Below are 12,554 nucleotides of genomic sequence, written 5' to 3' on the forward strand. Positions count from 1 at the left end.
ACCCCGCCCGACCCTCACGACAAGGCAGACCCAGTTGAACGACAAGGCACCCCAGCAGCCGGAACCCCAGCCCACCATCTCCGAGCCCGAACTCGTGGGGACCTCGCTCCCTCCAATGCCCCCGGCGCCACCCACGGCTCCGCCGCCCTTGGCCACCCCACAGGGCGGTCGGCGCAAGCGAGCCTTCATAGTCGGCACCGCGGTCGCCGTCCTCCTCACCGGTGGTGGCATCGCCTGGTGGTCACTGGCCGGCGACGGCGACCCGATGGACCACGTAGAGGTCTCGGGCGGCAAGCTCGTCACCGGGGACGACGACTCGTACAGCGACGACGAGGACTGCGACGACACCGACGAGTTCTCGTACAACGACTGTGACTCGTACAGCGATTCAGACGACGCGACCTACGAATTCGTCTACAAGATCACCAACAAGGGCAACGAACCCGCCAACTACTCCGTCATCGTCAACGGCTTCGACGAAGACGGCGACTTCATCGGCCAGACCTACATCGGTGCGACACACCTGGAGTCCGGCAAGACGGACGCCGACGAGGGCGAGTTCGATGAGTACGTCACCCTCGAAGACGGCCACGAACTGTCCGACATCAAGTCCGTGAAGGTCGCCTGGGTCGAGCGCATGGCCCTGGCCAACTGACCCCCGGTGCGCCGCCTCAGCCTCCGGCGGCGTACCGGACCAACCGCAGCACTCCAACCGAACGTGGCATCAGGGAGCCACACATACGGCCGGCGCTTCGCGGCCGACGCACCCGCGTTGTTACTCTCCGCGCCATGCCTCATGCAGCGGCGCGGGAGATGCGCTCTCCGATCCTGTCCATCCACCCGTATGTACCGGCCATTGAGCAAGAGGGCGATGTGATCTGCTCGATGGCGTCGCGCGGTGAGTGCGACCACAGGCTCGTCGCGGAGGTACGCCCCGAGTTCAGCGACGGCACCTCCCCCCGCTGGCGGGTGTGCGGCGAGTGGCTGACCAGCCACCCGTCAGCCATCGCCCACATCACCACGAACGGCTTCCAGGAGCCCGTCGTCCCCTGACGATCCGGGCCCGGCATCAGAGACCTGGCGAGCGGTTGAGGTAGCAGGCGGCGGTGTCCACGAAGCTGTCGTGTGCGGCGACGGCTGCTCGACGGTGGGCCTCGATGGCGTCGGCGTCGGTCAGGTCTCGGAGGTTGTACGTAGAGGTCACCAGGTCGGCGGCCGCCTGCCTCACGGCTGGGTCGAGGATGAGCAACTGCACCCGGACGAGTTGAGCTGTCGTGGCCGACCGGGTCGCGTGTCTTTCCGCCGTCAGGGCGGCCAGATACTCCGGATCTGTCCTCTGAGCCTGGCGTTGCAAGTCCTGCTGCGCATACAGGACGCGACGGTGCTCAGTCGCACACGCGGCCAGCGCAGAAATGGCATCGAACCGCTCGCGCCGCAGCGTGTCCGCGCGGTCCTGGACACGGCCTGCCCGAGCACTCTGGTGCTGGATGGCACCAGCGACGACTGCGCCGAGAAGGGTCCCCAGGACAGCAACGACCGTGGTCCACATATATCCCCCTTATTAGGGAGGGAACTGGAACCTTCAACTCTCGTCAAGCAGCCGCAGCGTCACTCATGCCTTCGCCGACGCCCGGGCTGGCGCGTGGCCACCTCAGCGGCAGACGAGTCGGGCTATACGCCGGGGAGTGTCACCACAGCGCTATGACCTGTGCAAACGTGCTGGACGTGCCCTGGTGTGGCTACCTTGATGGCTACGTGCGACGGCATCGCGCCTGACCGTCGAAGAACGGGTTGGTCCCGCGACGTGGTGTAGGGGATCAAGCGCTCCGCATTCCGGATCGAGGCCTACGGTGATCTCGGTGGAGGCAACAACCCACGAAGCACCCCGCTGAAGCGGGTTGAACGCCCGATCCGGCGGGACCCTGTCTCCGACCTGCGGATTCCGGTGACTTGATCCCCTACACCACCTGGCGGGGCACCATCGAAGAACGTGATGATCTCATCAATGGAACGCAGGTTGTGCGCAACGGGGCTGCTGTCGTTGGAGGCGTCCTGGCGCCGACCCCAAGAACGCGGTCCGGATCCGTCACGTGGGGTCGAGGTAGGCGGTCGCACCCTCCTCGGAGAACAGAGGAGCGCGCGGGCGTGGGGAGCACCATCGGATCGTTGTCGACCTCGGACACGATCACGTGGAGCCGTACCAACGTCCCGGACTCCCACACTGGTTCGAGGCCGTGTGTGAACCGGGCCAGGCATCGCAACTGCGGGTTACAGCCTCGTACATCTTGTTGGTGGCCCCGTACCTGCGCTCACCATCAGTCGTCGTCACCCTCGCCATCGAAGTCGAAAGCAAAGGCCATCTGGCCCAGAGAATCCTTGACGGGCGGATCTGTGGGTTGGGGCTGCGTCGGATCTACGGAATCCTCGATCTCGTGCGGCAAGGCATAGTCGTCCGCCAACCGTGCGAGGTGCAGGGCGAGAGGCATGCCCAGGCCGTCGCGTGCCTCTCGGTAGTCCTCGCTGAAACGCTGCTGGTGCACGAACGCCGCCCATGCCTCGGCATCGTCGCCCGGCTGGAGACAGGCGACCGTGAGCTCCAGAAGATCCGGATTCCAAGCGTTCGCCGTGGGACGGTGCGCGCTGTTGCCCGATGGGTTGGTGTGCGGCGTCAGCTTCGCATCATCATTGGTGAGCTTCGTCTGCGTACTGGACTTGCCGACCGTGCTGTAGAAGACGCGGCCCGAATCACCCGGCACCTCGGGCTTCCACAGCCCCATCGTGATACCTCCGCGCTGCTGCCCTTCCAGCCCAGGATTGAGTTCCTCCCGCTCCGCCCAGCACTGCGCCGTCTCGTCCCTGGTGCCGTCGGCGATCCGGACGACCCGGAGTTGCTTGCCATAGAGCCCGATCCGCTGCGCCGGGCCACCGTCGAGCCCGAGCCTGTCCTGCTCCAAGCCGTCGTTCTTCAGCCACGGCCAACGCTTCCGTACGTCCTGGGCGTGCGTCAGTACGAGTGTCGGGGTGCTGCGCAGGCTCGACAACGTCTGCTTGATGAAGGCTGCCATGAAGGCCGCTTGGTCGGCGCTGCTCCTCTTTGCCTCGACCCGACCGGTCAACGCCTTGAGAAGCTCGGGATACGGAACCCACTCGTGCATGTCCGCGGACCTGCCCAGGACACACTTCGCTCCTGGCCGGATGAGCACCGCGATGGGCGTGAACTGCTGCTTGCCCGTGGGCCCGTCTTGGCGGCGCTCCACGAGGTGGAAGGCGACCTGGTTCAGGCCGACGGGGATGAGTGCGTCGCCGAGCGTGTGTTGGGGCACCAACCGCACGCCGGTCTGGCGCATGCCATCCGACCAGGCGGAGGCGGCTCGCATCCGCGCGTCCTCCAGTGCCTTCTCCTCCGTCTCCGTGGCGGCGTCCAAGGGACGGATGAACTGGGTTACCAAGCCGGCGTCGGCGCAGCCGAGGCGGATCGCGTACTTGGGGTCACTGCGCCGCTTGGCATGGCGGAAGGCTTCCTCACCGTCCAGTTCCACAAAGGCCAACCGCACGCCTGGGACGGCTGCCCTCAGGCTGTGCATGGCGTTCGTGACCTGGGTCCGGCGATCTGCGATGGCCTCGTCGTGCTCCTTGCCCCGGCGGGGCACACGGTCGCCGCCCAGCGGGCCGCCCAGGGCGCCGAGGGGCCGGGCGTACAGCCGGACCGTCAGTTCCTCGGACTTCCAGGTCCACGTGTCGGCTGCTTCCTCCCGCCGGAGCCCAGCGAGGCCCAGTCCGGCCTCCGCGGCCGCGACAATCTGGTCGCGGATGACGTCGGACTGGTAGAGCACGAAGGCCGTGAGGTCCTCGCCCTCCAGGGCCTCGGCAAGGCGTGCGCGCAGCACCTGGGCATTGTGCGCCGAGCGCTGTTCCCGCTTGTCGAGGATGGCCGCGAGGTCCTCGGGCGTCTGCTCCTTCTTGGGGATGGAGGGCAGCTTCTTCAACTGCTTCGTGGGCGGGCCGGCATACGCGCTTCGGCGGAGTTTCGGGACCGGCACGAACTCCGGGGCGAGCGCCTGCTCCGCCCATTCGATCAGCCTTCGCCGCTCGCTGGGCATCAGTCCCGTGCCGATGGTGTGCTTGCCCATGACCGCGTGATGTCCCACGGCGACCTGGATGCCGTCCCGGCTACGGATCCAGTGGTCGGCCTCCTTGACCAGCCGGTCCGGGGAGGGCAGCGCGTCCAGCGCGGTGACCTGGGTGAGCATTCCCTCCGGTCCGCCCTGTCGCCAGCTGGTGGTGCCGTTCTTCCAGTCCAGCATGGCGACAGCGAAGCGCTGCGGTACCGGTCCGTCGTGCACGAGGGAAGCGTCCGGCAGCAGGTAGGCGGAGACTCCCTTGCCGTACGGGATGTACACCTTGCCGCGCACGAACCGGCGGACACCTGCGCTCAGATGGATCCGCGGGACGGGCGAGAACGGCACCGTACGCACGGTGACCCTGATGGTCGCGGCGTAGTACGCGGGTTTGCCGTCTCCCCCACCGCGGCGCGTGGGCACGTACTCGATGAGATCCGACATCAGCTCGGCGCCGCCGCTTCCCGCGCCCCGGGAACCGCCGAGGCCGGCGACCTGACGGAAGACCAGCCGCTTCCCGTTGTGCTCGTACGGCGCCAGACGGGTGACCCTGTCGGCAAGGACGTCAGGGAGAAGCCGGTACACGTGCGAGGCGGGGACCGCGGTCTCACGTGGCGTGTCTTGCAGTTCGAGGAGATCGACCATGCCCGGCTGCCAGCTGAGCGCGGAGGTGTCCAGGTCGCGGAAGCAGTCCATCAGCAGACCCGCGGTCTCTGGGTCGTTCGGACTCCGCTGGAGGCTCTTCAGCCACGTGGCGACGTAAAGGTTGGTCACCGCCATCGGATACGGCTCCGTGCGGTACAGCCAGGGGTTTGCCGAGCCGAACCGGGCCGTGGAGTCGACCGTGACGATGTCCGGGGCGGTGGCGCGCAGCAGCTGGTTGATGTGCCTCGTCGGCACGCGGCGGCGCCGTTCGGCCTGGCGCTCGTTCAGCCCGTCGTGGTAGAGGCGCAGGACGGGTTCCTCCCAGTGAGCGGGGAGCGTGAGCGTGTACATCGGGACAGCGAAAGGGCCCCGCGCCGGGTCGGGCACATAGGCGGCGGCCCTGAGGTACTGGTATTCCACGATGCTGGTTCTCCTCGAGAGTGAAAGAGGACGTGCGAGTATCGGGTTGCGTCGGCCGTCAGCCCATGTCCACAAGGGCGCGGTAGAGCGGTTCGTACAGCTCGCGGACGAGCGACTTGTCGATCGGTGCGGGCTCCAGATCGGACACTCGGTCGGCATCGAAGTAGGGGGCAAGGACTTCGCGCATGCTGGCCAGGAGGCTGGTGTCGGGCGTGTCCGCGGCCTGGAATCCGGCTTCGCGCGGCGAGAACGCCGCGTCGACGAAGACCACCCTGGCCGGCACGCCGCCACGGACGAGGCGGCCGATGACCTGCCACATGACGACGAGCTGGTCCCAGGTGAACGCCACCTTCTCGTCGTCCCGCAGGCTCGACCAGGCGATTTTGCGGGTCAGATAACGGTTCCACTGACGGAAGGCACGACTGCGGAACGCGACGGCGGCTCGGTCGGGTGTGGCCGCGGCAAGCGCGGCCTGCCTGAACGTGCCGTCGGTGTCGCGGAGTTGGCGTACGGCCCAGTCGTTGATGGACTGGATGGCGAGCGAGATGTCGTCGGGCCGTGGGTGAGGTCGGGCCAGGAAGTACACGGTGCCGATGGCCGCCTTGCCTCCGCGCAGCACGATGTTGTGCCCGCGCTCCACCGCCAGAAGCGGGGCGACGAGGAGGTCACCGCCGACGGAGGGGAACGCCTTGACGTCTCCGCGGGGCAGGGTGCGTGCGGCGGTGTCCTCCGGCAGCCGGGTCCAGGCGGTGTCGGCGTCCGCGTCGTCGGAGACCAGCTGGGTGACGCGACCGTTCCACTCGGGGATCTGGTTGAGGTATTCGGCGGCCCTGCGTGCCTCGTCGTAGCTACCGACGAGGAGCAGGATGCGGCGTCGCTCCGGATCGTCGATCTCATCCAGTTCGGCGTCGAGCATGCTCACCGAGTCGGGCAGACTGCGGTCGGGCACGGCCAGCTGGTGCAGCATGTGCAGCAGGGCCTGTGGCCGCTCCTCGGGGTCGCAGCCCGACAGACGCAACGGTTTCGGCTGATCGTTTCCGGGCCAGTACAGGAACTCCTTGCGGAACTCGCTCCCCAGGACAGCCTCGACCTCCTCGTCGCGGGGCCGCAGTACAGCGCCGACCTGGGCGTGCACGTGGTACCTGCTGGACGTACCCGCCCAGCTCGTGGCCGACATCAGCAGGACGTGCGGACCCGGACGGCCATCCACGGCGCACAGATCGCCCAGGCGCATGAGCAGTTCACGGCCGACGCCGTTGCAGTGGAAGAAGCGGAGTTCCCCACTGCGGTCGCCGTCTCGCTCGCGGTCGTCGTGGCGGAACTGGAAGCCGAGCACGTTACCCATGGGCGACTCGGGGATGACCGCCTCGTAGTCCTTCGGGGGCCTGCGGGAGAGCACGTTGGAGGCGCTCTCCAGGTTGAGTGCGGCCTCGACGCGCGGCCACAGCGTGGTCATGAAGTCGAGGCGGCTGTGCAGGGCGGACAGGATGAGTGTGAACTCGAAACGCCGCGCCTGCAGGTCGATCCTGTCAAGCGCTCCGGAGTCGTCCGTGACGATGGTGGTGAGGGTCTCGCGCAGCCGTTCCCGGGTTCGCGCACCCTGCGGTGCGTGCAGGAGCTCGAGGGTGAGGTGGACGAAGGTGTTCACCAGGCGGGTCACTTCGTCGTCGGCCGTGTCGCTCTGCTGCTCGTGCAGGGGATCATCTCGGAACCGTCCGAGCGCGGTGTCCAGTGTCCGGGCTGCCGGAGGCGGGCGCTCGCCCTCCTTGCGGCCGGGAAACCAGCTGTCCAGCAGCAGGTTGTGCAGGGTGAAGGCGCTGAAGTAGTCCACGCTGATCCAGCGCCTGAGCCCGTCGTCCTTGACGAGCAGCGCGTAGAGGCGGTCGGTGGCGGCGCTGACCGTGTTGACGGCGTTGGTCCAGTCGTCGACGTCACGGGCGGACAGCTGGAGCCGTCCGTCGCGAGCCATCTGCTGGAACTTGTGCACGGCGACCTCGTCGAACCAGGAGTTCGGGGCTTTGCCCACGAGGGTGCTGGCCGGGGCGAAGGCCGTGTCGAGCTGCATCTGCACCCGGTCCGCCTCGTCCACGATGATCAGATCGCTCATCCGGCAGGCGAGTTCGAGGTACCGCAGCTGCTCGTCGTGCTGGTGCTGAGGCACGGAGCTGTGCACCAGTCCGGCCGGGGTGGCGACCCACACCTGGGCGTCGACCAGGTCCCGGGCCCCACGGTGGCGGGGACAGCGGTTCCACAGTGGGCACAGCCGCCGCTGAGGCTTCGGACGCCGGGAGTCGCGAACAGACGGACTGTCGTCGTCGAGCAGCGGATCCCCTTCGGGCGCCTCGGCCTCGGGAACGGTGAAGAGCGTGAGACACGGCGCCTCGCGGATGCCGAGCGGGCGGCGGGCCTCCAGGCCGCGCAGGACGTCGACCGGGCAGGCGCTGCTCAGGTAGGCGAAGCCCGCGTGGTCGTGCCCCAGCATGGTGGCTGCGCCGGCTGTGGCGGTGCGGCGGTGCAGCCGGTTGATGTTGCGCTCGCGCGTGGAGTGCCCGAGGATCGGCGCGGCCCGCACGCCCAGTCGGTCGAACTGCTCGACCACGGCGAGCGTTTCCGCCACGTCGCCCACGACGATGGTGACGCGGCGCGGCGTCTGGGTCACGACGTGGTAGGTCAGGATGTCGCGGATCGTCGACTTGCCGGCGCCGACCGTGCCCACCAGGTGCAGCAGCCGGTCGACGGTCAGCCGTCCCTTCTTCGCGAAGCTTCCGGACTCCTCGTCGCGAACAAGTAGTTTGACGCGCTCAAGGCGTCCGGCCCAGTCGTTGCGAGGGCCGTCCGGTGCCGTGGCTTCCACGGCGTCCATCGCCTCGGCGGCCTTTTCGAGTTCCTCCCAGGTGACGCTGACGGGCTCTCCGTGCCCTGCGGGCGGCGCGTCCAGGACGTGAGCGCGCGGCAGGACCTCCGTCAGGAGTTCCCCGTCGAACACGACGGAGTGGGTGCGGTCCTGCACCCGGAAGGTGTGCTCTCCCGCCTCGGCGAGTGGAACGGAGCGCGTGGAGAAGTCGGGCGCGGTGCTGAGCAGATCTTCGAAGATCTCGAAGCGGCGGGTGGCCCGCGCGGGCTCGCGACGGCGGGGCACGTCGTCGGGTCCGTCAAGGTCGTAGCCCCGTAGTTGCTGGGGGACCTCAAGGTAGTCGGCCAGCGCCTCGTTCCACGCGTGGCGCCGTCGCAGGTCCCACAGGTGGTGGCGGGCCCGCAGGACACGCAGTCGCTGCCCGTCGGTGCGCACGTCCCCGAAGGCCTCGCTGTACGGGTAGCCGCCGAGCAGGGGCCAGACGTCGGCGGCCGTGCGGGTCGGCGTCACGTCCTGAAGGAGGTAGAGACCCAGTTCGACGTCGAGGAGGTCGCCGGGACGGAAGCTGCCGAGGTTCGCCGGCCATACTTCGGTGAGCTGCTGCGGCGAGCAGCGCCGGTGCCATCCGCTGCGGTCACGCATGACGGCCTCCTTCGGTGCGTGGCGGTTCTGTTTCCTGCCGGCTCAGGTCCGTGAGTTCGCGACCCACCAGCCGCAGGAAGGCCTGGTCGTCCAGGAGGGTGACCCGCCCAGTCATGTCGTCAGGCAGATTGCGCCGGAACTGGCGCCCGTACGCCTCGTTCTCGCGGAAGCGGTAGCGGGGTACGACGAGGAATGCCCGGTCGTACGGGGGGTCGCCCCGGAAGGGGGTGATCGTGCGCGCCAGCAGGGCGGGATTCACGCGGTCTTTCACGTCCACGGCCCAGTACCGGCGCCCAGGCAGGGGGACGCGAAGGTCGTACGCGTCGTAGTTCGGCCACATCTCGGCCGTGATACCGAACCTCTTCTTCAGAGCGGCTTCCAGGTCGGTCTCGGCGAGTCCGGGGCTGGTGACGAACATCCGCAAGGGACGGCTGAGTTGGAAGATCCCTCCCTTGTCAGGTCGCAGCGGGATGCCGTCGTACCCCGTCCCGTCGCGGCGACACCGGTCCAGTTCGCACCGGTGTCCGCCGCCGAGCAGCGGCACCATGAGGCAGCGGCAGCGCGCGCATTGGCGGTAGGCACCTTCCCGCAGATAGGAGGCGGGAACGGGTTCGTAGCAGCGCTTGATGACACTGTGCAGCAGCATCCCGCACTCCGGATCACCGCCGAGCAGCGCCAGTTCGGCGCCGGTGAGCACAGGCCGGGAGGTGAGCAGTGCCCGGAACGCGGTGTAAGCGTGGGGGGACTTGGCCGCACGACAGACGGCAAGGGCTTCCAGGATGCGTTCGTTCTCGAACAGCTCGGCGGCGGGGTCGGCCGCGCTCACCTCCCACTCCAGGCACAGCTGGTGCGGCAGCCTGGTCTCGGGGTCGACGAGCACGGCCTCTCCGGCGCGGGCCTCATCGGGCAGCGCCAACGGCCACGTTGCCAACGGTCGTTCGCAAGCCCAGCGGACCATCTCCGGGACGCTGCCCGGCGGTTCCTCACCCCGTCGCAGACAGTGCAGGACGAGGCGGTTGTAGGCGTTCTGCACCTTGGCCGGGTAGACCGGGTTGGGTACGGTCCGCTGCCGGGACAGGCCGGCGAGAGCGCTGGCGATCAGGCGCAGCAGCGTCTCGTCTGCGGTCCCGGCGCCTTCGGGGCTCCCGGGCCGCACGTCCGTCGTCGTCATACCTCTCCCTCCCCCGCAACGGCCAAGCCGGGCGCGGCACTCGGACACCACTGGGATACCGGACAGGACTGACAATGCGGTCCCGGCCGGGCCTCCCAGGCCTCGTCCTCCCGCCAGGGACCGGCGTACCGCTGCAGCACGGACCGCGCTTTGGCCTGCCGGCCGGGGTCCGTCGGATCGATCACATGGGGATCCGAGCCGTCGGGCCGGAGGATCTCCACCTCGACACGCGATCCGGACGGGTCACCGCCCAGGGCCCCCTGTGCCAGCAGCGTGACGGCCAGGGCGAGTTGGGGGTACGTCTCAAGGAGGTCCACCAGGTGGCGGCGCCGTTTCCTGGTCGTCTTGAGCTCTCGCCACACCCACGAGCCGTCCTCCTGGTAGAGCAGGTCAGGCTTGGCGATGACGACGGCCTGTGCGGCGGTGTCGTGGACGACTCGGAGTGCTTCGGGCTCGACCCGCTGGATGAGAGCGGGGTCCTGGAAGGGGCAGGCCTCGACATGGTGGAGCAGCATGTCCCGGCCGGTCGCGGCGTCCTCGTCGGAGACCCGCCACCGCCCTTGCGTCCAGTTCTCGCCCTCGACGGGCATGTCCGCGACGGCGCAGGACGGCCATCCGTCACGCCTGTGCAGCTCCTCGATCCAGCCGTGCACCGCCTGGCCAAGCTTGGCAGCGCTGCCGTACTCGTCGGACCTGGGCAGGTGCAGCGCACGCAGGAACCCCTGCGCGGGACAGGCCGCGTGGTAGCGCAGATCGCTGACGGACACCTTCCGCAGCGGAGCGACACGCGAGGAGATCCCCAGGACACCGGGCCTGCGCGGCACCGCCTCGCAGCCCGTGAACTGCTTGCAGTCGACGCAGGAGGAGCCGGGTGTCGGTGCCCCGCCCGCCACGACGCGGGCCACATGCGCGTGCCCGTGCTCGGCGTAGTACGCCTCGGCTTCCTCGGCCGTACCGTCGAACTGCACGCGCGCCCGGCCGTCGGCCAGGCCGACCTCGACGACCCGTACGCGCTCGGGCCGCGCGACGGGGCCGTGCGGCTGGAAGGCCCGGGACCACTTACGGGGCCAGGCCGCCGCCCGCCCATGGACCGCTACGTACACGGCGATGGCGATCTCGCCGGGCTCGGACCCCTTGGCCTGACCGTGCCGAAGCCGTCGGTACTCGCGCAGCCGTCCGTCTGCGGACTCGTACCGCCGCCACCAGGCGTACATCTCCCAGAACTTGCCGTTCTCGCGCTGCACCACCCAGTAGGGACGGACCGGCCGCAGTTCCTTGCCGCTGTCGCCCGTTAACGTCTGCGTGTACGACCGCAGAGCGTGTTCGGCGTACGTGAGATGTCCAGGGTGCAGGGCAGGAGTCCGGGACCGCAGCATCTCCAGGGCCTGGTCGGACGTCTCCTCATGGAACTCGATCCGGTCGACGGCGTCCATGACCGGCCCGAGGGTGAAGGTTTCGAGCTCCGGCTTGGGCAGCCGCAGGCGCTGGGCCGGCCACAGAGCCGGGCGGGCCTTGGCCGCGGCGTGCGAGGGGCAGGTGTGCTCCTCGTCGCCGCCTGTGCCGGGCCCGACCCGCAAAAGACTCTCGTCCCCCGTGAGCCAGAGCGGCCTGCGCCATGCCGGGTCGTGCGCCATTGCCTCCCCCTTCTCGAAAGACGTCACCCTCGAACCGATCGGGTGCGTCGACGTCTTCGACCGTAGCACAGAACATTGGAACTCCTTGGAAGTTCTTGGCATAGATTGGTCCCTGCGCTAAGCTGCCCGTCATGTCGGCATCACTGGAGGAGCTGGAGCAGCGCCTGTCCCAGCTGCGCACCGAGTTGCGTGGCGCCGTACGAGCCCGGGACAAGGCCGAAACCACGCGCATCCGCCGCGCTCTGCGCGAGGCGGAGGCCGCATGGGAGCGCGCTCTGGATGCGGAGGCCGGACCGGAAGCCGAGGCGCTCCCACCCAACGGCAGGACGCGGACGCCACCGACCACCACAGGCGAACCACGCCAGCAGAGCCGTCCTGTGCACGGCTCCATCCCCGTCCGCGAACAGGTCCACCAGGCGCTCACCCTGCTGGGTGCTCCCGCTTCCCCGAAACTCATCTCGTCCGCGTACGAGGCGTTCTTCACCGAGCCGCTCATCGCCGCGAAACTCGCGTCGCTGCGCAGGGACGAGGAACGTTCCTTCACAGCACAGGGCTATGCCCGCCCGTACTACATCTGCGCGGCACTGACCCACGATCGCCTGGTTCCCGCCCGCGGCCTGCTCGCCCTGTCCACCTGGCCCGTGGAACGACGGATCATCGGCCCGCTCAGCCCGCGCACCGACTTCCTCACGCATGCGGTCGGAACAGCCGAGCAGATCCAGCGACTAGCCACAGCGGGACATCCCGCCCCCGACGCCGCCTGGCGGCTACTGCGCCGCTTCGCCCTCACGATCCCGGGCGCCTGCGATGCCGCCGCCGCGGAACCCGACCCCGCCCGGGTGATCGCCGCCGCCCATGCCGAAGCGGCCGTACACCAGCAGGAGGACGACCAACAGCGGCGAGCGGCAGCACAGCGTGCCCGTTCCCAACTGGCCGACGCACAGCAGTTGTTCGGTGCCGCGCCTCTGCGCGACGCCCTGCGTGACGCGAGCGGCAGCATGCACTGACCTCTCCCGGCGGCGATGACGGCAGTCGCCTCACGCACCGCCGGCACATCCAAAGACGTTCCC

Annotated in this window: 7 protein-coding genes and 1 pseudogene; 3 read left to right on the plus strand and 5 right to left on the minus strand. The window is 68.8% G+C overall.

What is annotated here, in order from left to right; translation table 11 throughout:
- A pseudogene (locus tag L0P92_RS09755) lies at nucleotides 1-655 on the plus strand (hypothetical protein); the annotation flags it as partial.
- Nucleotides 656-789: 134 nt separating this feature from the next.
- Nucleotides 790-1,053, plus strand: a complete 264-nt coding sequence (locus tag L0P92_RS09760) for a hypothetical protein (protein ID WP_234762133.1) — start codon at nucleotides 790-792, stop codon at nucleotides 1,051-1,053.
- Nucleotides 1,054-1,069: 16 nt separating this feature from the next.
- On the opposite strand, the gene kilB is transcribed toward L0P92_RS09760, so the two are convergent.
- The 5 genes from kilB to L0P92_RS09785 all read right to left on the minus strand — a co-directional run bounded on the left by kilB (nucleotide 1,070) and on the right by L0P92_RS09785 (nucleotide 11,484).
- Nucleotides 1,070-1,549: a plasmid transfer protein KilB gene (kilB, locus tag L0P92_RS09765; protein WP_234762134.1), complete on the minus strand. Its 480-nt coding sequence runs from the start codon at nucleotides 1,547-1,549 to the stop codon at nucleotides 1,070-1,072.
- Nucleotides 1,550-2,315: 766 nt separating this feature from the next.
- Entirely contained in the window at nucleotides 2,316-5,183 is a 2,868-nt protein-coding gene (locus L0P92_RS09770) for a pPIWI_RE module domain-containing protein (protein WP_234762135.1), read from the minus strand.
- Between the two features lie 58 nt (nucleotides 5,184-5,241).
- Entirely contained in the window at nucleotides 5,242-8,679 is a 3,438-nt protein-coding gene (locus L0P92_RS09775) for a pPIWI_RE_Z domain-containing protein (RefSeq protein ID WP_234762136.1), read from the minus strand.
- A complete protein-coding gene (locus L0P92_RS09780) occupies nucleotides 8,672-9,850 on the minus strand; it encodes a pPIWI_RE_Y domain-containing protein (RefSeq protein ID WP_234762137.1) in 1,179 nt (392 codons plus the stop codon). The genes L0P92_RS09775 and L0P92_RS09780 overlap by 8 nt, the downstream gene beginning before the upstream one ends.
- Nucleotides 9,847-11,484, minus strand: coding sequence for a PD-(D/E)XK nuclease family protein (locus L0P92_RS09785; protein WP_234762138.1), 1,638 nt, complete (start codon nucleotides 11,482-11,484; stop codon nucleotides 9,847-9,849). The genes L0P92_RS09780 and L0P92_RS09785 overlap by 4 nt, the downstream gene beginning before the upstream one ends.
- Nucleotides 11,485-11,615: 131 nt before the next feature.
- Here L0P92_RS09785 and L0P92_RS09790 point away from each other — a divergent pair, with 131 nt between their 5' ends.
- Nucleotides 11,616-12,491, plus strand: a complete 876-nt coding sequence (locus tag L0P92_RS09790; protein WP_234762139.1) for a hypothetical protein — start codon at nucleotides 11,616-11,618, stop codon at nucleotides 12,489-12,491.
- The last annotated feature ends 63 nt before the right edge of the window (nucleotides 12,492-12,554 follow it).

The organism is Streptomyces muensis, assembly GCF_021474425.1.
GTDB classification, from domain to species: domain Bacteria; phylum Actinomycetota; class Actinomycetes; order Streptomycetales; family Streptomycetaceae; genus Streptomyces; species Streptomyces muensis.

Excerpts from the sequence above, each read along its gene's own strand:
- L0P92_RS09760 (WP_234762133.1), top strand. The coding sequence starts at position 790 with ATGCCTCATGCAGCGGCGCGGGAGATGCGCTCTCCGATCCTGTCCATC.
- kilB (WP_234762134.1), bottom strand. The coding sequence starts at position 1,549 with ATGTGGACCACGGTCGTTGCTGTCCTGGGGACCCTTCTCGGCGCAGTC.
- L0P92_RS09775 (WP_234762136.1), bottom strand. The coding sequence starts at position 8,679 with ATGCGTGACCGCAGCGGATGGCACCGGCGCTGCTCGCCGCAGCAGCTC.
- L0P92_RS09780 (WP_234762137.1), bottom strand. The coding sequence starts at position 9,850 with ATGACGACGACGGACGTGCGGCCCGGGAGCCCCGAAGGCGCCGGGACC.
- L0P92_RS09785 (WP_234762138.1), bottom strand. The coding sequence starts at position 11,484 with ATGGCGCACGACCCGGCATGGCGCAGGCCGCTCTGGCTCACGGGGGAC.
- L0P92_RS09790 (WP_234762139.1), top strand. The coding sequence starts at position 11,616 with ATGTCGGCATCACTGGAGGAGCTGGAGCAGCGCCTGTCCCAGCTGCGC.